19 protein-coding genes are annotated in these 24,376 nt (G+C 47.4%); 3 read left to right on the plus strand and 16 right to left on the minus strand.

All coding sequences use genetic code 11. The annotated features are described in order from the left end of the window. The first annotated feature begins 271 nt into the window (after positions 1–271). Positions 272–1,003, plus strand: coding sequence for a ZIP family metal transporter (locus NSS94_RS20775; protein ID WP_013311970.1), 732 nt, complete (start codon positions 272–274; stop codon positions 1,001–1,003). A gap of 82 nt (positions 1,004–1,085) precedes the next feature. Here the strand turns inward: NSS94_RS20775 and NSS94_RS20780 are convergent, their stop codons facing one another. Together NSS94_RS20780 and NSS94_RS20785 are read right to left on the minus strand one after the other, a co-directional pair. Further along, complete coding sequence (locus tag NSS94_RS20780; protein WP_165149442.1) at positions 1,086–1,547, minus strand: hypothetical protein; 462 nt, start codon at positions 1,545–1,547, stop codon at positions 1,086–1,088. Between the two features lie 10 nt (positions 1,548–1,557). Beyond that, positions 1,558–2,115: an NAD(P)H-dependent oxidoreductase gene (locus NSS94_RS20785; protein ID WP_165149444.1), complete on the minus strand. Its 558-nt coding sequence runs from the start codon at positions 2,113–2,115 to the stop codon at positions 1,558–1,560. Between the two features lie 134 nt (positions 2,116–2,249). On the opposite strand from NSS94_RS20785, the gene NSS94_RS20790 reads away from it, so the two are divergent. Then, the gene (locus tag NSS94_RS20790) at positions 2,250–2,885 is read left to right on the plus strand and encodes an HlyD family secretion protein (protein WP_025724158.1); all 636 of its coding nucleotides are present in this window, start codon (positions 2,250–2,252) and stop codon (positions 2,883–2,885) included. A gap of 9 nt (positions 2,886–2,894) precedes the next feature. Further along, complete coding sequence (locus tag NSS94_RS20795) at positions 2,895–4,418, plus strand: DHA2 family efflux MFS transporter permease subunit (RefSeq protein ID WP_029519221.1); 1,524 nt, start codon at positions 2,895–2,897, stop codon at positions 4,416–4,418. Between the two features lie 88 nt (positions 4,419–4,506). On the opposite strand, the gene NSS94_RS20800 is transcribed toward NSS94_RS20795, so the two are convergent. The 14 genes from NSS94_RS20800 to NSS94_RS20865 form a co-directional block, all read right to left on the minus strand. Further along, a complete protein-coding gene (locus NSS94_RS20800; protein ID WP_049817084.1) occupies positions 4,507–6,489 on the minus strand; it encodes a heavy metal translocating P-type ATPase in 1,983 nt (660 codons plus the stop codon). Between the two features lie 430 nt (positions 6,490–6,919). After that, positions 6,920–8,371, minus strand: coding sequence for a PEP-utilizing protein (locus NSS94_RS20805; protein ID WP_029519225.1), 1,452 nt, complete (start codon positions 8,369–8,371; stop codon positions 6,920–6,922). A gap of 305 nt (positions 8,372–8,676) precedes the next feature. Beyond that, positions 8,677–11,013, minus strand: coding sequence for a heavy metal translocating P-type ATPase (locus NSS94_RS20810; protein ID WP_341040022.1), 2,337 nt, complete (start codon positions 11,011–11,013; stop codon positions 8,677–8,679). Positions 11,014–11,201: 188 nt separating this feature from the next. Next, positions 11,202–11,570: an ArsR/SmtB family transcription factor gene (locus NSS94_RS20815; protein WP_007432172.1), complete on the minus strand. Its 369-nt coding sequence runs from the start codon at positions 11,568–11,570 to the stop codon at positions 11,202–11,204. A 147-nt stretch (positions 11,571–11,717) separates the two neighbouring features. Then, positions 11,718–12,842, minus strand: coding sequence for an NADH:flavin oxidoreductase (locus tag NSS94_RS20820; RefSeq protein ID WP_341040023.1), 1,125 nt, complete (start codon positions 12,840–12,842; stop codon positions 11,718–11,720). Positions 12,843–13,027: 185 nt separating this feature from the next. Beyond that, positions 13,028–13,363 carry a cytochrome o ubiquinol oxidase subunit IV gene (gene cyoD / locus NSS94_RS20825; RefSeq protein WP_029519230.1) on the minus strand — a complete coding sequence of 112 codons (336 nt, stop codon included), beginning with the start codon at positions 13,361–13,363 and terminating at the stop codon, positions 13,028–13,030. Beyond that, positions 13,364–13,972, minus strand: a complete 609-nt coding sequence (gene cyoC, locus NSS94_RS20830) for a cytochrome o ubiquinol oxidase subunit III (RefSeq protein WP_013373104.1) — start codon at positions 13,970–13,972, stop codon at positions 13,364–13,366. After that, the gene (locus NSS94_RS20835; protein ID WP_025723659.1) at positions 13,972–15,948 is read right to left on the minus strand and encodes a cbb3-type cytochrome c oxidase subunit I; all 1,977 of its coding nucleotides are present in this window, start codon (positions 15,946–15,948) and stop codon (positions 13,972–13,974) included. The genes cyoC and NSS94_RS20835 overlap by 1 nt, the downstream gene beginning before the upstream one ends. A gap of 25 nt (positions 15,949–15,973) precedes the next feature. Next, positions 15,974–16,957: a ubiquinol oxidase subunit II gene (gene cyoA, locus NSS94_RS20840; RefSeq protein WP_029519232.1), complete on the minus strand. Its 984-nt coding sequence runs from the start codon at positions 16,955–16,957 to the stop codon at positions 15,974–15,976. A 344-nt stretch (positions 16,958–17,301) separates the two neighbouring features. Then, positions 17,302–17,550, minus strand: coding sequence for a hypothetical protein (locus tag NSS94_RS20845; protein WP_029519233.1), 249 nt, complete (start codon positions 17,548–17,550; stop codon positions 17,302–17,304). A 221-nt stretch (positions 17,551–17,771) separates the two neighbouring features. Continuing rightward, positions 17,772–19,118, minus strand: a complete 1,347-nt coding sequence (locus NSS94_RS20850) for a GH1 family beta-glucosidase (protein ID WP_029519234.1) — start codon at positions 19,116–19,118, stop codon at positions 17,772–17,774. Between the two features lie 5 nt (positions 19,119–19,123). Continuing rightward, entirely contained in the window at positions 19,124–21,595 is a 2,472-nt protein-coding gene (locus NSS94_RS20855) for a glycoside hydrolase family 95 protein (RefSeq protein WP_341040024.1), read from the minus strand. A gap of 106 nt (positions 21,596–21,701) precedes the next feature. Continuing rightward, a complete protein-coding gene (locus NSS94_RS20860; RefSeq protein ID WP_039273751.1) occupies positions 21,702–23,396 on the minus strand; it encodes an ABC transporter substrate-binding protein in 1,695 nt (564 codons plus the stop codon). A gap of 73 nt (positions 23,397–23,469) precedes the next feature. Further along, on the minus strand, positions 23,470–24,372 hold the full coding sequence (locus tag NSS94_RS20865; protein ID WP_029519239.1) for a carbohydrate ABC transporter permease: 903 nt from the start codon (positions 24,370–24,372) through the stop codon (positions 23,470–23,472). Between the last annotated feature and the right edge of the window lie 4 nt (positions 24,373–24,376).

The raw sequence follows: 24,376 nt of genomic DNA on the forward strand, positions 1-24,376 counted from the left end.
CTCCTAAAATATCATAAGTATTATATAACGAGTTTTCGGAACCGGGCGCTGGGCAACTGCATATACTCTAAAAGTAATTCCGCCAGAAGCTTATCCCAAAATGTGGACACCCGGATATTACAAAAACGAATCACTTGTTTTGTAGCTTTTTATGACTTAGACTGATTCTAAATCCTAATTTCATTATGCGGAAATAGCTGTAAACAGTCAAATGAAGTTTTCATGAAGCGAAGCTTAAAGATAAATCAGGTATGGAGGGATTATCCCGATTATGAATGACGTTTTTGTAGGTAGCTTTATTTCTGCCCTGTCCACTGGACTCGGCGCCGTGCCCATACTGTTTATGCGTAATATCACGCATCGGCTTCGCGATGTTCTGTTGGCTTATGCCGCAGGAATTATGACCTCTGCCTCCGTGTATAACCTCATTCCCGAAGCGATCCAGCATTCCAATTGGTTCGTGCTGACTGCGGGAATTCTGCTCGGCTGCCTCGTATTACTGGTGATGGAGATGTACATTCCCCATGCGGATTTGGAGGACCCAGATTCCAAGACCTTTCAACTGGAATCCAAATCTTTTCTCATCATCGCAGCTATTACATTGCACAATTTACCGGAAGGACTCTCTGTTGGGGTCAGCTATGCGAGTGAGACTCACAATCTCGGCAATCTGATCGCCTTCTCTATCGGCCTGCAAAATGCCCCGGAAGGCTTTATCGTAGCGTTGTTCCTTGTGAATCAAAACATCGGCCGTTTCAAGGCCTTGGGCATTGCTACCCTCACCGGAGCTGTGGAAATCATTACGAGTCTGATCGGCTTTTATTTGAGTAGCTGGGTGAACGGACTGGTACCTTACGGCCTTGCTTTTGCCGCCGGAGCCATGATGTTTATCGTCTACAAGGAACTGATTCCCGAGAGTCACGGGGATGGCAACCAGCGGATCGCCACATTCTCTTTTATTCTCGGCTTAATTACGATGATTGGGCTAACCGAATGGCTATAGCCGAGCAACACAAAAAGGCTGCTTATCTGCCTGTAATCCAGACAGATAAGCAGCCTTTTTGGCATGTTCATATGGAGATACGTCATTTTTTTTGGTTCATGGAGCGCAGTGCTTCACGGTACTGCTCGTCCTCACTTTTGTAAGTCTCCTTCTCTCCATTGGATATTGGAGAACGTCTTTCCTTTTCTTCGTCCTTTTTGGTAAAACCACGTAAAGCCGCACGATAATCCTGATCTCCGTAAGCATCTTTAATATTCTCGCGATCTTTTTCCACCTTCTTATCCGTCTGGATATCAGGCACCTTGTGTTGTTCCTCCGCATGATGCTCTTCGACATCGATATCCTTAGGAGGCGTCTCTTGCGCAGGATCTATCCATTCACGCGCCTCGGGTTCCACCTGTACAGGATAAGGACGTTTGCTTCTTTGCCGTGAGTCCTCTTCGGTAGAGCGAGTCTTGGAAGAGGACTTGCGCGTCATCTTCGTATTAAATACCAGCAAAAAAATAAAGGCAACCGCAGCTACTACGATAAAAGCAATGGTCATCGGTAGCCTCCTATTCTCTTTCAGCGCTACGGTACCGTCCCGCTATTTCAGCGACCCGTTTGCCCAAAGAGCGGCCTAGTGCAAGATCATCACCCGTTGGAAGATTAGGTGGTCCATTGGGGTCAGTCTCCACCGGACATGTTATCCCTACGCCGTAATAGGAGCCGTATAATGCATTTTCCGTAATATTGGCGGGCAGTCCTACAATAATCATGCCTTGATGAAGCATTGGAGTAATCAAATTCAGAAGTGTGGATTCCAATCCACCATGAACGGTAGCGGTTGTGCAAAACACAGCGCCGATTTTGTCCACCAGCTTGCCCTGCGCCCACAGATACCCCAGCTTATCAATCCAGCTTTTCAGACCGCTGCTGATCGTACCAAAATGCCCCGGACAACCCCATAGGATCGCATCCACACTCACTAGCTCATTCACATCGGCCTCATTTACATGCTTTAACAACACTTCCGTGTGCTCAAGGTGTGCTCCTTCTGCAATTGAGCGTGCGAGACGTTCGGTATGCCCATTTTCACTGTCATATACAATCATGATTCTGGTCGTCGTCATTATGCGCATCATCCTTTGTCAGCAAAATCATCCTTTTCGCATGCGCTCTTAACCTTGCCCAAAATCCATCTGAATATTATAAATCGTTTGACGCATACTTTGAAAATCCAAGAACTAGGGAGGCATGTTAACACATGAATTCACGCGCCATATTAGTCAACTTGCTAGTTATTATCATTATTCTGGCAGGAGGTGGAGCCGCCGCCTATTACTACAATCAATCCGCCAACTACATAAAAACCGATAATGCCCAAGTGAGTGGACAAGCGGTTACCGTTGCCTCTCCAGGCGCTGGCAAGCTCACAGGCTGGAATGCTGAAGTTGGTAAAACCTACACCGCTGGAAGCACACTGGGTAATGTAGAAGGAGGCGGAAGCCGAATTAGCGTTACGATTCCAACCGATGGTACCATCGTGCAGCAATCTGCGGTCAACAACTCAATTGTTGGGGCAGGCACGCCTTTAGCGAAGGCTTTTGATCTAAACAATTTATGGATTACCGCCAATATAGACGAAACGGCTGTACAGGATCTTCAAGTAGGACAAACCGTAGATGTATATATTGATGCTTACCCGGATACGTCCCTGAGCGGTAAACTCGAAAAGATCGGCCTGGCGACCGCATCGACTTTTTCACTACTGCCCACTTCCAACACCACTGCCAACTATACCAAGGTGACGCAGGTCGTGCCTGTCAATATTTCCATTCAAGGTTACAAGGGGCTGGGTATTATCCCGGGAATGAGTGCGACTATCAGAGTTCACAAGTAGGGGGCTGTCATGGATCAAAAAATGTCCGTCGGACGTATTCTGTCCGTGCTGCTGCTAGGCGCCTTCATTTCGATTTTGAATCAAACGCTGCTTAACGTGGCCATTCCACACTTAATGAATGATTTCAATGTGTCTGCCACAACCGTTCAATGGCTTTCCACCGGATATATGCTAACCAACGGGATTTTGATTCCTATCACTGCTTTTCTGATTGAGTCCTTCGGAACACGTGCGCTGTTCATCTCCGCGATGGGGTTATTTACTGCCGGGTCTGTCGTCTGTGCTGCCAGTACCGGCTTTGCGCCTATGCTGGTTGGACGTGTTATCCAGGCCAGCGGAGCAGGCATCATCATGCCTGTGGTGATGAACGTGTTCCTGACTGTGTTTCCTCCAGAAAAACGGGGCGCTGCCATGGGTACTATGGGAATCGCCATGATGTTTGCCCCGGCGATTGGACCAACTTTATCCGGCTATATTGTGGAGCATTACAGCTGGCGGCTGCTATTTTTACTTGTTATTCCGCTGGCGGTCATTGATATTCTGTTTGCCATACGCTGGCTCAAAAATGTATCCAAGCTAACGAAACCGAACTTTGACCTGCTGGGAACCGTCTTTTCCACCCTTGGGTTTGGCTTCCTGCTGTATGGCTTTAGTTCAGCTGGGGACAAAGGCTGGGGTAGCAATACAGTAATACTCACACTCGCTGCCGGGATTGTGTTTATTGTATTGTTTATCGTGCGCGAGCTGAACATGCTACAGCCGATGCTGGAGTTCCGTGTGTTTAAATATGATATTTTTACTGTATCAACCTTAGTCGGGGCTACCGTCAACATGACGATGTTTGGCGGTATGCTGCTGCTGCCAATCTATTTGCAAAATATACGCGGCTTTACACCGTTGCAATCCGGTCTGCTGCTGTTGCCGGGTGCACTGCTGATGGGTGTGATGTCACCCATATCAGGGGCAGTATTTGACCGTATAGGCGCAAGGCCGTTGGCGATCATTGGGCTGATCATTACGGCAGTCACGACATGGGAGTTCAGTCTGCTAACCGACGCCACCACCTACGGACATATTATGATCATCTATACGATTCGCAGCTTCGGAATGTCACTGCTGATGATGTCCGTCCAGACGGAAGGGCTAAACCAGTTGCCTCCCCATCTCGGTAGCCATGGTACAGCCATGTCCAATACAGTACGGCAAATTGCCGGGTCTATCGGTACCGCTTGGCTCATTACTGTAATGAGCAGCCGGACCACGATTCATGTAGCGGATTATGCGAATGTCGCTACCACCGCCAATGTTCCTTTAACCGAAGGGGTAGCACAGTTGGGACAAACCCTCGCGCAAACGGCGGGTATTTCAACAGAAAGTGGTTCATCGTTGGCGCTACAACAGGTGTACCGAAATGCTGTTACGGAATCGACGATCCATGGCATTAATGATGCCTTTATCATTGCTACAGGGATTGCGCTGGCAGGGCTATTGTTTTCCTTGTTCTTACGACGGTCTACGCCACGCCGAAGATAGACGTACAGCGTTGCGAGGCTGCAAAAGAAGGAGCATTCACCCCTTGAATTTTTAAGAGGATGAATGCTCCTTCTTGTGATTATTAGCCCTATGACCGTAATAAGCGCAGGCCATTCAAAATAACCAGTAATGTGCTACCTTCATGCCCAATAACCCCAAATGGCAGGGCTATATCTTGCACAAAGTTGCTGATCACAAGCAGCAAAATGACACTTACCGCAAAGATCATATTTTGTTTAACCACCCGCTGCGCCTTGCGGGCCAGTGCTACCGTCGGAGCAATCTCCTCGATTCCATCGTTCATCAGCACAACGTCTGCGACCTCCAGTGCGGCTCCGCTGCCATGCATCCCCATGCCTAGTCCTACGGTTGCCGCTGTCAACGCAGGAGCGTCGTTCACACCGTCGCCGACCATGACGACATGCCCGTACTGCTCCCGCAGCATGCGAATATGGCTGACTTTGTCCTCCGGCATTAAGCCAGCATACACGGCGTCAACTCCGGCCTGCGCCGCGATCACAGCGGCCGTTTCTGGACGGTCCCCGGTTAGCATGACAACCCGGATACCCTGCGCTTGCAGTCGTTTCACGGACTCTTGGGCCTGCGGACGCAGCTCGTCGCGTAGTGCCAGCATTCCGGCAATCCGATCATTCGCGAGGATGATGGATACGGTTTTGCCCTCAGCTTCCAGCCGGGCCCGACTCTCCATCCACTTTGGCTCTGCCAGAGAACCAGGTTCATCCAGTACATTTGTACGCCCAATTTTCCACTTCACCCCACCTATGATGCCTTCCATTCCCCATCCGGTGAGTGCCTGCACTTCTTCGGTTGGAAGAAGATCTCTCTGTCCCAAATCAGCTTCGGCTTTGGCTACAATCGCTCGCGCCAGTGGATGCAAAGAATAGCTTTCAATTGTGGCGACCATATGCAATAACTCATCGGCATCGTATTCTGCGGCGGTAATCCAATCCGTGACGACAGGTGACCCCATCGTTAACGTGCCTGTTTTGTCAAAAGCAACAACAGAAGTCAATGCCATATTCTCCACATGTGCACCACCTTTGAACAGGATGCCCCGTCGGGCACGGTTGGAAATGGCCGATAGCATTACTGGCATAATGGATGATACGAGCGCACAGGGGGAGGCCACGACGAGGAACACCATAGCCTTGTAAAACGCTGCTGCCCACGTCCAGCCTAATGCTATGGGTGCACCGGCAATGACGATCAGCGTGACAGCAACAACAATTCGAGCGTACACCGATTCGAACGTTTTAATAAAACGCTGGGAATCAGGAACTTCGGTCTGAGCCTCTTCCACCATACGAATGATTTTCGAAAATAAAGTGTTCTCTGAGGACTGACTAACCTCCACATATAGCACCCCTTCTCCATTAATGGTGCCCGCATATACCTCGTCACCTTCCACCTTATTTACCGGAATAGATTCACCGGTAATCGATGCCTGATTCACTGCCGAAACGCCCTTAGAGATTCGGCCGTCCGCCGGAATCAGTTCGCCCGGCTTCACCAGCAGCAGGTCGCCTGGCAACAGCTGCTCAATGCCGACCGTTTCGGTCCCCTCGCGAGACAAGCGCAAAGCCGTTTCCGGCTTCAACGCCATAAGCTCAGAAATATCCTTACTACTACGCTCGGTGGTATAGCTCTCCAGCGCACCGCTGAGTGCAAAAATAAAGATCAGCATGGCTCCTTCATTCCAATAGCCAATGGCCGCAGCTCCTAGGGAGGCAGCAATCATGAGCAGGTTAACATCCAGATCATGTTCTCGGATCAGTGTTTCGACTCCTTCCCTGGCTTTGGACCAGCCCCCAAGGGCATAGGACACCACATACAGAATGACCGATAGCCATTGCCACCAATGTGAGACTCCCCATGCCATCAACATCAGCAATCCACTACCTAGAGCAGCTTGCATCTCCTTGTTTTTCAGCATACTTTTAAGCTGAAATTGCGGCTTACGATTCGGACCGGGTCGTCCGCTGCCACTGTTTTTTGAAAGGGTTCGGTTAGAGGGAGACAATGTATCTTGTAATCGTTGAACAGCTTGCATCATGTCACGTTCCTTTCCATATTTTGTTCCTTGTACTAGCATCTCATTGAGAATGATATCCATTGTTAAGTGCCCTAAAATAGCACATGCTGCTTCGGGAAGCCCGAAGCAGCATGTTTAGCAAATGAGAATGATAATCATTTTTGCGTCTATACAATTATTTTGGTTTAGAGAAACTTTTGTTTTATTATATACCTTTTCTTTTCCACTTGTAAACCAGCAATGGTCTAAATAAAAAAAGATACCCGCGCAAACACCGCAGGTATCCTCCATATTTAGAGCATCCGATTCAGGATTTGCAAAAATCGATTCCAGTCGCTCCAAAGTGTAATATATAGACGAACTAGGCCATTTCGATCTATATTTTGTTCTTTGAAAATCGCTTATTGGATTTTTGCAAAATCCTCTATTACATGAATTCAGGTTATCTTCAGGCTAAAGGAAACTTCCACGCATGGTTGTGTGCAGCCCCAGAAGTGCGCTGACGATCTGCGGGCTGTTGCAGTCCCAAACGCGCAGCTGCAAGGCGTGCGGCGGGAACTGCTGTGTCCGGGCAAATGACCCCCGTCAGCTCATTCTCCCAGATCGAAATCCCATCCAGAGACTGGTTAATTTCATCTATTGCTACCCATAAAGGAAGCTCGGGCTTTACACGTCGAACAGCTTCCATTATGCATTTTATCGTATCACTAGTATTCTCATGACCATCGACACCGGGTGGAATCAACTGATCCTCAGTCCTAATATCATCGGATGGAGTTGGTATGACTTCTAAAATGACCGTATCGGCAAAACGTGTCAGATCTGCAGCTTGAGCCACCTGCTTGATATGTCGTGCACCCACTTTGGATATGTTATTGGGGTTGGCTGACTCCTCCGACCGTGCGGCTTCCTTGTTCCATGTTGGGCTTATGTTAGGCACCAAAGACGGGGCAACTGTCAAAAGCACGCCTACCCGATATGGAATGCACCGAAGACGTCCGCATAAGGTCTGCTCCGCAACGCCGTCAATCCAGTCTCGGGTTGCCCGGAATTCGTCCACGTCAGCCGGATTGCGTACCATAATCTCCAGCTTGGGTTCTCCCCCCTGCCGCACGCTCCGCAACGCCGCACGCAGTAATGCCTCCAGCTGCATATCTTGCAAGCTGCCAATACCCACTGCATTGTTCTGCTCCATTAGGGCAACAGTGAGTGGCGATCCGTTCAGAGACTCGAATAAGCCTTCATACTCTGTTTCCAGCAAGCTGATAATCCGGCGGGACAAATGCTCACACAATCCAGGCAGGCCAGATGCCTGGTTAAAGGTTTTGTACGTGTCAGATGCACGAGAGCCGGGAATAAGGATGGGGTCGGGCTCCCCGTCAGGGGCATGAATCGTCTGTCCAGACTCAGCTACGTCCAGATAGGCATAGCATAATTCCCCAACGCGGCCAGAGGCCTGTGACAAGGGGCCATGCAGAAGACTATAACCGTCGAAACTGCCTATTTCTGATGCTGTCTCTGTACTTATACGACTCATACTTGTAGGAGCATCGGCATAAATCCGTATGAAGGTACGTCTGTATTCATCGCTCCATTTTAGGAGTGTACCCATTGCTTGCCCAATATCGTTGCCGCTATTCAGCATCGTTTCCCCAAGTAATTCGGGATTCGCAGCCATCAAAGCCTCCGCTCGGCTGATTACGCCCTGCTCAGCTAAACCAACCAGCCAGCCCAACGGATCTTCCCCCTGCGTAGCAGATACTTCATGGCTGCCTGCCCTTAGCGTCTCCATAGCCAACCTCTGTGCAGCAGTCTCCATAACCGACTCTGGATCTTTGAGATCCCGGCTGTTTTTGCCGCCCAACAGCTCTGCGAATACATGCATCAGTTTAGCCTCCATGCTATTAATCCATCCTTTCTTCCGTCAGCAAGTTGGCACACACGAATTTGAGTACCCCTCCAAATAAGGAAAACGCTTACTCATAATGGAGCAACCGAATCTTACATGGGCCTTACTTGTAAAGCCCCTACCTTAACGTATTAGGCACGCCACGCATTTATACATCTGGGCACAGCTCCCCTACAACCCACAAGTAATCTCTATACTGCTGGTACAAGACCACTCGAAAAAGGAACCTATAAAATAAACACCCCCGGTTTTCACAGGATGCCTACATCCGATGTTAACCCGGGGGTGTTTATTTTTTACTCGTAAGAACGAACCTTCAATACACGCATCACATTCAATACGGCTAGCAATGTTACACCTACATCGGAAAATACAGCCTCCCACATCGTAGCAATACCGAATGCTCCCAGCGTAAGAAACACAGCTTTGACACCTAGTGCAAAAATGATGTTTTGCCATACGATACGACGTGTGCGCTTGGCGATATGGATGGCCGTAACCAGCCTTGAAGGCTCGTCGTTCATGATTACGATATCTGCCGCCTCAATCGCAGCGTCCGAACCCAAGCCACCCATCGCTACACCGACATCGGCCAGCGCCAGTACGGGTGTATCATTGATTCCATCGCCCACGAACAAAATTTTGTCGCTCGTTTTTTTACTTGCAGACAACTGCTCGATGGCTTCGGCTTTGTGCTGAGGTAACAGCTCTGCCCTTACTTCATCCAAACCCAGCTGTCGTCCTACAGCCTCGGCAACTGTCCGATTGTCACCCGTCAGCATGATGGTTTTCACCACACCCAACTTTTTCAGTGAAGTAACCGTTTGGGCTGCGTCTTCCTTAACCTCATCTGAAATCAGAATGCACCCGGCATACGTTCCGTCTACCGCCACATGTACGACCGTTCCTTCATCCAGCGTCCCTGCTTGCTGCGCCACATTAAAAGCAACATGTTCCCGCTCCATCAGCTTGGCGTTCCCGGCCGATACCAGACGACCATCTATTTGTGCCTGAATCCCGTGACCGGATATTTCACTATACTGCTGAACCCGTTCTGCTCTGAGTTCTTTACCGTAGGATTCACGCAAAGATGCAGCAATAGGATGTGTCGAATGCAGCTCCGCCAAAGCGGCGGTTTCGAGCAGGGTTTCGTTTGTAAAATCCCCGGCAGGATAAATCCCTGTTACACGGAAAACACCTTTGGTGAGTGTGCCTGTTTTATCAAAAACAGCGTATTTTACATGATTCAGAGCTTCAAGATAATTCCCGCCCTTGATCAGAATACCTGAACGGGAGGCTGCCCCGATTCCCCCAAAGAAGCCCAATGGAATAGATACTACCAGCGCACATGGACAAGAAATAACGAGGAAAACAAGCGCACGGTACACCCAATCTGCAAATTGTGCACCTGGCACAACAAGCGGTGGAACAACCGCCAACAACAGCGCTACAATAACCACTACGGGAGTATAGTATCTGGAAAATTTCGTGATAAACTTTTCAGTCGGCGCTTTTTTGGCACTCGCATTTTGCACTAATTCCAAAATTTTAGAGACCGCGGATTCACTAAACTCTTTGCTAACCTCTACCGTTAGAAGCCCGTTCGTATTGATAAATCCACTCAACACGCTACTTCCCGGCTCCACAGTACGAGGCACCGATTCACCAGTCAACGCAGAGGTATCCACATGCGATTTACCATCTACAACTTTACCGTCCAGCGGGATCTTCTCGCCTGGCTTAATCACAATCAAATCCCCAATGCGAACGTCTTCTGGAGACACTCTCCGTACGGACTCAGCCGTCTTCAGGTTCGCATAGTCCGGTCTAATATCCATCAGATCACTGATGGACTTACGTGAACGGTTAACTGCGATGCCTTGAAACAGCTCTCCGATTTGATAAAAGAACATGACAGCTACGCCTTCCGGGTATTCCCCAATCGCAAATGCACCAACAGTAGCCAGCGTCATCAGGAAGTACTCGTCAAAGGCCATTCCACGCACCAGACTGCGTGCAGCCTGCAAGACAACATCACCGCCAACGATGATATATGCCAGTAAAAATAGGGCCAGCTTGCCTACACCTTCGACAGGTAACCACCAGGCAACAGCCGCAACGACCGCACCAATAGCCAAACGCGCAATCATGCGGCGCATACCGTCCGTACCGTGATCATGCGTATGCCCAGCGTGGCTATCATCTCCATGCGAATGTGAATGAGCATGGGTGGATTCACCATGTTTGTGCTCTGCATGGTGGTTGTGATGCTCTTGTGTATGTCCTTCACCTTCATCATTATGCTCATGACCGCATGCACAATCCTCTACGCTATCTGATTGTACTGCACCAGCATGGCTTCGACTGTCTTCATGTAGGTGGCCACGGGCACTTTTTACCACCATCCGAACATGTGGCTCAAGTCTATGAACCTTCCGTTCCGTCTGGCGAAAAACCTCTTCTTTTTGATCCGAACTTGTGGTCATCGTCAACGTTTTCGTAACAAAATTGACCGAGCAATCCATGACCCCTTCTATTTTACTGACTCCATTTTCAATCTTGAGCGCACAGTTGGCGCAATCCAAACCTTCCAAAATCCATTCATGCCGTTCCGTTCTTTTTAGAGCATCCATAATCATTGGCCTCCAATTAACTATATATGAGCAACTGTTCATATATTATTTATTAAGGTCATTATATTCAGGATCAGGGTCAAAAGTCAATGACATCTAGCCCTTTTTAACAAAAAAATCGACTTCAACGGACAAACGCCAAAAGAGCGCCAATCGCTTGGCGCCCTCTGTTGTTTTATCCCAAAAGATTATTGATGTGATATGTGTTGATGGGTTTGCAAAAAGATCTGCTCCACATGATTATCATCCAGTGAATAAAACACCGTTTTGCCTTCTTTGCGTCGTTTGACAATACGCAGGTTGCGCAAATAACGAAGCTGGTGGGATACCGCAGATTGTCCCATATTGAGCACCTGGGTCAGATCATGAACACACAGTTCTTTTTGTGCCAGGGCATAAATCAGCTTGATTCGTGTCGGGTCACCCAAAGCTTTAAACAGCTCCGACATTTTGTATGCGATGGAATCCTCAACAAGGGAAGATTTTATGCGCTCGATTTCCTGATCTGAACCGTGACAAGCCGGCTCGCAATCCAAAGCTTCCGTTTCAGAATTCATCCTTTTCACCCCGTGTATTTCGACTTGATGCTCCTATTATAGCAAATTCGTAGAGTTTACGAATAGCTTATATTACAGCTTGCCCTGTAACAGAAGACTTCCAAGTCTCAATGCTTGCCTGACGCTATAGCTTTACATACATAAAGCTTAATTCAGCGTCTTTAATACTTCATCACTGTAAGGAATAATTTCTTCTATCTGTTGATCACGTAACTTCATCGCAAACGCTGGATCAACCAGCAAAGCACGCCCAACCGCAACCAGATCAGCTTCCTCTCGTTCTACTTGCCCCACGAGTTGTTCTAATCTTGCCTCTACACTACTGGATTGTTCGGTTTGACGATTATTATTTTTTTCAAAATCACTCAAAAACGCCTTCTCCAAGCCAATGGAGCCTACAGTAATAACTGGCTTACCTGTTACCTTTTTCGTCCAAGCTGCCAGGTTTAGATCGGACCCTTCAAATTCCGGTTCCCAAAAACGGCGGCTTGAGCAATGGAATACATCCACTCCTGCCTTCACTAATGGAGCGAGAAACTGTTCAAGTTCCTGAGGTGTCTGTGCCAGCTTTTCTTCATAGTGGTACATCTTCCACTGGGAGAATCGCAGTATAATTGGGAAATCCGGCCCTACTGCACGACGACAAGCCTCAATGACCTCCACCGCAAACCGAGTACGCTGGACCAGATTGCCTCCATATTGATCGGTACGCTTATTCGTTTTGTCCCAGAAAAACTGATCAATTAAATAGCCATGTGCTCCATGGAGCTCAATACCGTCAAAACCCACTCGCTGGGCATCGGCAGCGGCCTGAGCATAGGCTGCGATAATATCAGCAATCTCGGTCTCGGTCAACGGCTCAACTACCTTTTCACCGGCAGGAGAAATACCGGACGGACCGACAGGCAATGCCTCGGGATTCGGTTGGTTATCCGCACCTATTTGGCGAGCTGTACCCACATGCCAGAGCTGCGGTATAATCTTGCCACCTACCGCATGAACCTCCTCGACTACCTTGGCCCACCCCTTTAATCCCTCACCATAAAAATTAGGAATGCTGGTGTGCTCTACAGCTGCGGGATGATTAATAGCAGTTCCCTCCGTAATAATCAAACCAACCGCATTTTCTGCACGCCGACGATAATACATCACCACGTCAGGCCCTGGGATACCTTGAGGAGAAAAATTTCGTGTCATTGGCGCCATAACAATCCGATTGGGAAGAGTTAAATTACCTGCCTTAAAAGGTTTAAACAGTAATTCTGTGTTCATTACTTTTCCCTCCGCTCTCCACTAGTATTATCGTTTTCACTCTACTGTTATACAATTCCATTTTACACATATGTAAACTTGAGTTCAAGAAGCCACAGTTTTAATTTTAATAAGCAACACAAAAAAAGAAGAAGCGGTTCTAAGTCCGCTCCTTCTTTCCTAATTAGTTTGTACTTGTGTGATTTTTAGTGTGCTACCATGTTGTATTCCATAATCCATACTGAACCACCAACGACGGTCAACAGGATCACTACACCAAGAATCAAGGTCATAACATTCCAACGTGGTCCATTGCTTTCACGGATGTGCATGAAGAAGAAAAGCTGAACCAGAAATTGCAGCACTGCCGCGGCTAAAATAACAACCATGGTCGAAGTGCGGCTCAACATATGATTCATCACCACGAAGAGAGGAATGATGGTCAGTACGATGGACAGAATAAACCCGATAACATAGGATTTCACTGAACCGTGAGAATCATCATGACCATGCGAACCCGCTCCTGATTGATGCTGTGCCATCTACATCACCCCCATCAAATAGACGACTGTCAGCAAGAAGATCCAGACAGCGTCCAAAAAGTGCCAATACAAGCTCAATGCCGAAACTTTCCCCTTCGTCTCTGGTGTAAGCCCGCGTTTTTTCAACTGGAACATGAGTCCAATCATCCAAACCAGACCTAACGAAACGTGAAGTCCGTGCGTTCCGACTAGAGTGAAGAATGCCGACAAGAACGCACTGGTTCCAAAATTGGCTCCTTCGTGTACCATTTCAACAAACTCGTAAACTTCAAAACCGATAAAACCAAGACCCAGGATCGCTGTTACGATTAACCAGCTGATTAATCCCTTCATGCTTCCTTTGTTCATAGCCAACACAGCCAGACCACTTGTGAAGCTGCTCGTGAGCAAGAGGAACGTTTCAATAATAACGCCCGTCATGTTAAACAGCTCTGCGCCACCTGGTCCTCCGGCCGTGTTATTCCGAAGGACAACGAAGGTTGCGAACAAGGTACTGAACAGGATTACGTCCGTTACGAGGAAGATCCAAAAACCAAGCATCTTCAGCTCTTGCGGATCGTGATGCCCGTGGTCATGATCATGGCTGTGATGTGCTGCAGCTTGTGCCATTATACAGACCCCCTTATTGCCGCTTCCGTGCGTTTTACTTCATCCGCAGGGATATAGTAGTCGCCATCGTAGGAGAAGAACGAACGGCAAATCATACAAATTGCCACACCGATCAGCCCTGGAATATAGAAGAACGACCATCCGAATACGAACCCGAAACCTGCAATGAAAAAGAATACCGACATAATGAATGGAATCGCCGAGTTTTTCGGCATATGAATCGCTTCAATTGGCGGTTGCTTTCTGAAAATACCTTTTGCACGTTTATCTTTTTCTGCCCACCAGTCATCACGTTCTTCTACTTGTGGAATGGTAGCAAAATTGTATTCCGGTGCAGGTGAAGGAATCGACCATTCCAACGTATGGCCACCCCAAGGGTCGCCTGTTGTATCCTTCAGCTTGCGGTAATTCTTGATGCCCAGAAGAATTTGAAGAACCTGGAACAAGAACCCAATCCCCATCAGGAATGCCCCAACGGTCGAAACGAGGTTAAGCGGCTGCCAGCCGGTATCCCAGCCATAAGTGCTCAGACGACGCGTCATACCCATCAGACCGAGAGAATATTGTGGAATAAAACATACATAGAAACCGATGTTCCAGAACCAGAAAGCCCATTTACCAGGCGTTTCAGGCAATGTGAAACCGAACATTTTAGGCCACCAATAGTACAGACCTGCCAAGTAACCGAACACTACACCACCAATCAGAGCGGAGTGAAAGTGAGCGATCAAGAAGTAACTGTTATGGAACTGGAAGTCAGCAGGCGCTACAGACAACATGACGCCCGTTAAACCAGCAATCAAGAAGTTCGGAATAAAAGCAATTGACCACATCATAGGGGTTTTGAATGTAATCTTACCCCGATACATCGTGAACAGCCAGTTAAATACTTTAACCCCTGTCGGTATAGCGATAACCATCGTCGAAATCGCAAAGAATGCATTAACATCTGCGCCTGATCCCATCGTGAAGAAGTGATGCGCCCAGGTGAAGAAGGACAGGATCGCAATCATGAACATAGCGTAAACCATGGATTTGTAGCCAAACAATTTCTTTTTGGAGAATACACTGATGACCTCGGAATAAATACCGAAGGCAGGCAAAACTACAATGTATACCTCAGGGTGACCCCACATCCAGATCAAGTTGATATACATCATCGGGTTACCGCCGAAATCAAGCGTAAAGAAGTGCCCTCCTCCAAAGCGGTCAAGGAACAGCAATGCCAAAGTAACCGTCAGAATGGGGAATGCGAAAATGATAATAACACATGACGAAAATACGGACCACGTAAAGACAGGCATTTTCATCCAAGTCATACCAGGTGCACGCATTTTAATAATGGTCACAATAAAGTTGATCCCCGTAGCCAATGAACCTATACCAGAAATCTGAATACCCCAGATATAGAAGTTCTGACCGACGCCTGGACTAAATTGCAGTTCTGAAAGCGGTGGATAACTCAACCACCCTGCATCTGGCGAACCGCCGATAACAAAGGACAAGTTGAACAACATCGCTCCCATAAAGAAAAGCCAAAAGCTCAATGCGTTCAGGAAAGGAAACGCAACGTCGCGCGCACCAATTTGAAGGGGTACGGCGATATTAAACAAACCAAACATCAACGGCATCGCCATAAACAGGATCATGATCGTGCCGTGAGTTGTGAAAATCTGATTGTAATGCTCAGGATGCAGAAGTGTCACATCCGGTGTAGCCAGTTGAACACGCATCAATAATGCATCCACGCCTCCGCGGAATAACATCAAGATGGCCGCAAGAATATACATAATACCGACTTTTTTATGGTCAACAGTAGTCAACCAGTTTTTCCAAAGCCAGCCCCATTTTTTGAAATAAGTGAGCACAAACACGATCCCGATCGTCGCTAATGCGATGGAGACGTCCGCTCCATAGATCATTGGGTCTCCAGTAACGAAGAAAGTGGATGCAAACTCTTTTATTTTGTCAAGCATTGGGGGCCTCCTTCCTTATAATCATTTAATTGTGTCCGCTCATATTCATATGACTCATGTCCATTCCAGCATGATCTTCTGTGCCGGACTTGGTTGAATCTTCTGTGGATGTAGCTCCGCCATGTCCAGCATGGGGGTTAGGAGCCCCTTCCACTACATACTTGTTGACAATCTCTTTGAACAAGCCATCTGGAATCGAAGAATACTCATCAGGCTGGGACAAACCTGGTTTTGCAAGCGCCAAATAGCCGTCTTTCGTCAGCGGCTTAGACTGCTTCTTGATGTCAGCGACCCAGTTTTTATACTCTTCATCCGACTGGACCTCTACATCAAAACGCATTTGTCCAAAATGCTCACCGCTAAAGTTTGCACCCGAACCAAAGTAAGTTCCTTCGTGATCGGCCTGCAAATGCAGTTTCATAGCCATGCCTGACATGGTGTAGATTTGTCCGCCCAATTGCGGAATCCAGAACGAGTTCATCGGTGCGTCAGCAGTCAGTTCAAAACGGACTGGAACACCTTTAGGAATGTGAACTTGGTTAACTGTAGCTATACCTTCCTCTGGGTACATAAAGAGCCATTTCCAGTCCAGTGAAGTCACTTGAATGGTTACTGGCTTTTGCGTACTTGCCAACGGCTTGGAAGGCTCCAGCAAGTAGGTATATCTTGCAGTAATAACCGCAATAATACAGATAACGATAATTGGAATAGCCCACCATGTGGTCTCCAGCTTTTTGCTGTCATCCCAGTGGGGTTGGTACTTCACCTTGTTTGTCGGTGTATCACGATACCGCCAAATGATGAAGAAAGTCAAAATCATGACCGGTACAATTATTAGCGCAGACAATGCCGTTGTAAGAATGATCAGCTCTTTTTGTGCTTGCCCAATGGGTCCTTTCGGATCGAAAACAACGTATTTTCCGCCAGCATAAAAACACGTCCAAATGAGCAATGCTACCGTGAGCACGGTCAAAACCAACGCAATAATCGCTTTTGGTTTTTTGTTCATGTTGTTCCCCTCTCCTTAAATAATAAATTACTCAAAACTTAACGAACTCCTGTAATGTTGCCCCTATATAAGATAGCAGAAAAGCGGCCACTTTTTTTATTGTTAACAGAATTGTCGATTATTTGTCCGATTTTTGTGAAAAATATCTCTAAAAATAAAATTTCTCTTGCAAATTCAAAATATATTATAATTCAAAGATGACATATTAAAAACGTTATTTGTGTATCTTAAAGAAGTTATATTAAAGAAAAAAGCGGGACTCCCTACAGTTATCATCCTACACTGCTCGAAGCCCCACGTTGTTGTTTTCAGTATATATTTGCTTTAAATCATTTTTAATTTTATTAACTGCGACCGTTTTCCTGGTCTTCCTTCTTGCGTGCAATGACAAATGATTTCCCAACGAGAAAAATAAAAATCCCGGCAACAACGCAGCCAATGCCTGTCATTAAATATATATTTCGATCAGTCAAATTTCCTATATCAAGCAAAATAAGGATAATACCTGCAATACAAGCGATCAAAGCGATAACAGATACCGTACGGCTCATCTGCCCGTCAGTTGATCCTGATTTTCTAAAATTTGCAGCCATCCCCTCCACTCCCTTCGGTCCAAAATAATTTTAACGCCCTCGTTCGGTATTTTTGTCAGTATGCACACATCTTGCTTCTTTATTCCCTTTGGTCTCTACATACCTGAAACAACCCTCTGCATATCCTGACTATTATTACCCCGGAAGACCCAGTATTCAAACAAAAGGGAATGAAGACAGATCCGTCTTTGCTATATTTTTTTAAAAAAATTGCTCTTCGTTTAACGTCTGGTCTCCAACCAGTTATTACTTACTATATTTCGATACCAATAGTAACTTTCCTTCGGGGTGCGGACCTGTGTGCGAAAATCGACATGAATCATGCCAAATCTCATATTATATCCCTCTGCCCACTCAAAATTGTCCATAAGTGACCATGCCATATATCCTTTGACATGAAGGCCGTCATGAATCGCCCGGTGTACCTGCACCAAATGCTGCTGCATATACGAAATGCGACGGTCATCCTGAACCTTGCCATTCACGACATCATCGTTGATACAAGCCCCATTCTCTGTGATATAAATATCGAGGTTACCGTATTTTTGCAAATAATGCAGTACCTCGTACAGCCCACGCGACTCCACTGGCCAGCCGATATCTGTTACAGGTAGCCCCATATTGATTTCTTCAGATTGAAGAAACCCGGCTTCAGGATTAAAGCGATTAACCGACATACTATAGTAATTAATACCGATCATATCAATAGGCTCGCCAATAATATCCATATCGCCATCCTGAATAGGCACGGTAGCTCCCTGCTCCGCGAACCAGTCTACCAAAAACTGAGGATACGAGCCTTGATAAATAGGTTGAAGAAACCAGTCACTGTGCAGGGAAATGGTGCGCGCACAAGCAGCTTTATCTTCCTCAGATGTACTGTAAGGGACAGCCCATGAGACATTGGGAGCGATACCGATCTGGCCACTGGTGCCCAGCTCACGGAAGCGGCGCACAGAAAGACCATGTGCAACTAGCAGATGATGTCCTACATCAATGGCTGTCTGAAGATTTGTCAGACCTGGGGCATGAACACCCAGCATATTGGATAAAAAGGCGATACACCACGGTTCATTGAATGTTAGCCAATGGTGTATTTTACCGTGGAACTCGCGGAACATCGTTTCTGCATACTGGACAAATGCTTGAATCGTGTGACGATTCTCCCATCCTCCAGCATCCTGAAGCGCCTGAGGCAGATCCCAATGGTACAGTGTACAAAACGGTTCAATCCCGTTTTCGTTCAACAAATCGACTACGCGATGATAATAGTCCAATCCTTCTTGATTGACTTCACCGTCACCATTGGGAAATATACGCGGCCAGGACACGGAAAAACGGTATGTACGAATGCCCAGCTCCTTCATTAGGCGGATATCTTCCTCGTAGCGATGATAGCTGTCACAAGCTACATTGCCGTTATCACCGTTGAATACTTTGCCAGGCGTATGGGCAAAGGTATCCCAGATCGACAAGCCTCTCCCATCCTCCTCATAAGCTCCTTCGATTTGATAGGCTGCCGTCGCGGTGCCCCACATAAAGTCCTGCGGAAATTGAAAAATGGTCATATTGTCTATTCCTCTCCTTCAATTATAATCGTATGTCCGTTCGTTATTTCCTGTTCTTTGGTAAAAATCCATGACAAAATAAATCCTCCGTGCTCAGGATCAGGCAGAGCCTGACGAGCATCTGCGCTAAATGGATGTGCACTGCGAATCGTGCAGCTTCCTGCTGAGATGGATGTGGCCAGTTCTGCACGGACAAGCCGGGAACCGGACCATTCCATGCCGACCGTCATCCCGCCATGTCCCTTCAATCCACTGACCCGTCCCTCCGGCCATGCCGTTGGCAGGGCAGGCAGTAACGTCAGCTCTCCCGGACGGCTTTGTAGCAGCATTTCTGCGATCCCCGCCGTCGCACCAAAATTACCGTCGATCTGAAAAGGCGGGTGAGCGTCAAATAAATTAGGATAGGTCGATCGCGACAGCAACGTGCGAACATACCGATGTGCGGCGTCGCCATCTTCCAGTCGAGCGTACAGATTAATCAACCAGGCACAGCTCCATCCGGTATGCCCACCACCGTGATCAAGCCGTCGACGCAACGATATGCGAGCCGCCTCAGCTAGCTCCGGGGTATCACGGATGTGAATTTGTCGACCAGGATATAACCCATATAGATGCGAAACATGTCGATGCCCAGGCTCCGCTTCCTCAAAATCGACAAACCATTCCTGTAGCTGACCGTGGCGACCAATTTGATAGGACATTAATCTGTCTCGTGTCTCCTCGCAGCGGTTGCGGAACTCATCGTCTAGTTCCAGCAGATCCGCAGCTTGAATGCAGTTCCCCAACAGCTCTCGAATCAGCGTCATATCCATGGTAGAGCCCATAGATATACTGCAATCCTCGCCATCCGTCGTTTTGAATTTATTTTCAGGTGATGTGGATGGGGACGTCACAAGCTGACCCTCCGGGCCTTCTACGAGCCAGTCCATGCAAAAGGCTGCCGCCCCCTTCATGAGCGGATAAGCTTGTTCTGCCAAATAGGCTGTATCCAAGGTAAACAGATAGCGCTCCCATAGGTGAGCAGTTAGCCATACACCTCCAAGCGGCCAAAATGCCCAGCTGGCATGGCCCCCTGAAGGTCCGGCGTATCTCCACACATCTACATTGTGATGAGCAGTCCACCCTTGAGCACCAAAATGGATGGAGGCTACCCTCCGTCCCGTACGAGCCACTTCTCCAATCATGTGCAGCAAGGGTTCATGGCACTCGGCAAGATTGCATACTTCTGCGGGCCAATAGTTCATCTGAGTATTAATATTGGTTGTATAATTACTGTTCCACGGCGGCTGCACCCGGTCATTCCAGATGCCCTGAAGATTGGCAGGCTGACTCCCCGGACGCGAGCTACCCATGAGCAAATAGCGGCCATACTGAAATAACAGCACTTCCAGCCCCGGGTCGGCCTGACCTTTCTGATAACGTTCTAATCGCAGATCGGTCGGTAGAACGAATTCGTCGGTTAGAGTATCACCTCCCAGTTCTAATGCAACGCGGTCAAACAGCTTTCGATGATCCTGTTCATGGCGTTGCCGCACCTGCTCAGTTCCCAGCGAAATTGCTCCGTCTAAAATGACTTGACATGCTTCTGCTGACTCCGTTGCATCACTATTCGGCATAGCGTGAAATCCCCTAAATCCAGTAGCTGCTGCCAAATACACCGTGATTTTATCCGCGCCTGAGATGATCAGCGCACCATCAGTGTCCTTCGTCAAGGTTCCTCCCTCGGGAATAACCCTCGCCTGAACTGCAAAAGCCATCCCCAAATCATTTTCATAAACGACAGACTGTGGATGATCACCGTGATAATTAGATTCCACATGACTGGGCGCTCGTCCAGTCAATGTCATAAAGTCCCCGGATGGCTCCTCGGATGGATCATCCTCTTTATCGCTATCCCATTTGGATGAATCACCAAAATGTACATCCTCTCCAACCTCGTCTTCACAAGGATGGGGGGAAGTGATGCGCGCGGATGCTTGGATCTTCCCAAGCTTATTCGCAGTCAGTGACACCATGATGATTCCATCTGGCGCACTGGCGATAACTTCACGGGTATAGCGGACTCCATCACTCTGAAAAGTGACCGCTGCGGTTCCGGTCAGCAAATCCAGTTTCCGTTCATAATGTGCAATTTCCCCTAGGCCCTCCTGCGTAATCCACAAATCTCCCAAAGGCTGATAGGCTTCCGTATCGCGACCTAGCATATTCGTATTAATCAGTTGTTCCGCTTCCTTGTATTTTCCATCTGCAATCAACTTTCTGGCAGGCTGCAAATATCGCAATACATCATACTGAACGCCATCTCTGGGAAACCCGGACCAGAGCGTATCCTCGTTTAATTGCAAATGCTCCTCTCTGATTCCGCCAAATACCATAGCTCCCAGCCTTCCATTGCCGACTGGCAATGCTTCCTCCCATACCTCAGCAGGCTGGCGATACCATAAACGCAGGGACTGTGGCCTTTCGCCTTTCGTCACATCAAACCCTCCCCCATCAAGATCAAACAGAGCGCTAATCCCGTATGGACCTTAAGGACAAGCGCTCTGTCATTCCGGCATTCAAAATTTCGTTAAAAGCAGTCAGCTATTTAGAAGCCTTGCCGCTCCATAACTCCACTCTGTCCTTCACCAGTTGCGTGTATTGCTGTTCCATTTGGACAGCTCCGGCGGCATCCAGTTCTTTAATCATGTTGTCGTATACCGTATCAAAATTGGAAGCTGGTGCTAAAATAGCTTCGGGTATACGTTTGCGGATAATGTCGGTCGTTTTTTTGAATGTAACGTTATAGTTGGATTCATTGTCTGTTGTCAGGTTATAGGCTGCGCCCCAAGGCTTTACATCAAATTCTTTCTTGTCTGGGAACAGATCTTTCCACGTTTTTACGCCATATGCTTTAAGGGATTCTTTCTCCGGCTTCGAATAAGCCGCGATAATTTGCTCCGGGAATTTGGCAGTATAGTAGTTACCCGTAGGGTCCTTCACGCCGTCACCATAGTGTCCGCTGATGAGCGTGTACAAATCTATACCCGTGGATTTGCTGAAGTTGGTTGCATTGTTCGTTTTTTGCTCCAGCACATCAGCCGGAATGATGCGTTTGCCATCTTTGATCTCATAATGCTTGCCCTCGATCCCCCAGTTCACTAGCACCTGTCCTTCATCGGAAGCTAAATAATCAAGGAATTTTATAGCCCGCACCGGGTCCTTGCAATTTTCCGTAATACCTACACCATAACCGGACACGAAGCCCATATCCTGAAAGGAACGATCCTTGTATTCCTCCGAAAGTGTAACTGGAAAATGCGCGTAGCTGGCATCAGCCTTACCTGACGCTTTTAATGCATTTTCAGCATCCTGATACCCCCACTCCTGGTCAATCAGACCGAGGACACGGCCGCTGGCAATTTTGGATTTGTATTGATCACTTTTTTGCACAAACGAATCTTTATCGAGCAGCCCTTCATTGTACATGTGGTTCAACCAACGAAAATATTCCTTTTCTTCTGGACGTTTGTAATGAAGTTTGGCTTCAAATGTTTTGGGATCAATAAAATATTCACCATCATCCGGCGCTCCAGTCGTCTGGAAGGCAGGATTCGTTACGGTAATCATAATTCTCCAGTCATCTGCATCCAGCGTGAGTGGGATTGTTTTTTTGCCATTGATCGTCGGATGCTTGGCAGTATAGGTTTTGAGTACGTTTTCATAATCCTGTAGCGTTCTTACCTTTGGATAACCTAACTCCTTGAGCACCTTATGCTGAATTTCAAATCCCCCTGTTGCGTCAAAACTTTCCTGTCCCACACCTGCATACGTAGGAAGGACATAGATGGATTGATCCTTATTACTGTATTTCAAACGATCCATATAGGGTCCATATAGCTTTTTGAGATTAGGTGCGTGATCGTTGATCAGATCTGTCAGATCAATCATGGCCCCCGCATCCACAAGCTTATTAATATTCGCTTTAGGAGAAACCAAGTCCGGGTATTCTCCACTTGCTGCCATCAAAGCAATTCGGTCATCTCCACCTCCACCGCTGACATCAAATTCCGCATTCAAGGTTACACCTGTTTTCTTGGTGATTTCCTTGCCTATTTCATCCTTCATTCCGTTCCATTGTGGGCTTGTATCTGCTCCGAAGAAGCTAAACGTAATCGGGTCTGTACCGCTGGATGTGCTCTCCTTCGCTGCTTTATCGCTTCCCCCACAACCTGCGAGTGCGGTAAGTGACACCGCGAGCAAGGGAATCAGTGCAAATCTGGACCAGTGTTTTTTCATGTATAAATCCTCCTATATTCTTATGATGACTTCTCCTACAAATAACTACTATTTACTGCCAGAATCCTGGCTTTTATGATTTCACTGCCCCCAGCGTCATACCGCCTACAAAATACTTTTGCAAGAACGGATACACCATCAGGATGGGGAGCGTAACCGTAATCGTGATTGCCATTTTGATCGATTCTGGTGAAATTTGAGCCATTTGTTTAGCCATGTCATTGCTATTCGTCATACTGGAGCCGCCTTGCTGCGTACTTTGCAGTATTTTCATCAGCTCATACTGTAACGTCGTCCATTGCGACGCCCCACCGTTGTATAAATACGTATCAAACCAAGCATTCCACTGACCTACTGCCAGAAAAAGAGCAATCGTTGCCAATACTGGTTTGCACAGCGGCAAAATAATTCTCCAGTAAATCGTAAAATCATTCGCTCCATCGAGTTTGGCAGACTCCTGCAACGCATACGGCAAACCATCCATAAAGGAACGAATGACAAACACGTTAAATGCGCTAATTAAGCCTGGAAAAATGTACACCCAAAACGAGCCCAGAAGATGCAAATCCCGCATTAAAATAAACACGGGCACCATCCCGCCGGAAAAATACATCGTCAACGCCAAAAACGTAGAAATAAACTTACGAGCACGAAACTCGACCCGACTCAATGTAAAAGCAAGCATAGATGCGCAGATCAATCCGAGTACCGTCCCGACCAAAGTACGAAGAATAGATATTTGCAGTCCCTGAAGAAGGCCATCGTACTGGAAAATCGTTTTGTAATTTTCGAGCGTAAATTGGCGGGGCCATATATAAATACCACCACGAACCGTGTCCGTTGAATTGTTCAGGGAAATCGCAAGTACGTTCAGAAACGGGTACAGCGTCAACACCACGATCAGAGCCATGAGGATATAGTTGAACAGGTCAAACAGCTTCTCAGACCGGGTAGCATTAAATGCCTTATTCGTCATTTCG

Source organism: Paenibacillus sp. FSL L8-0644 (genome assembly GCF_038008165.1).
Taxonomy (GTDB): domain Bacteria; phylum Bacillota; class Bacilli; order Paenibacillales; family Paenibacillaceae; genus Paenibacillus; species Paenibacillus polymyxa_D.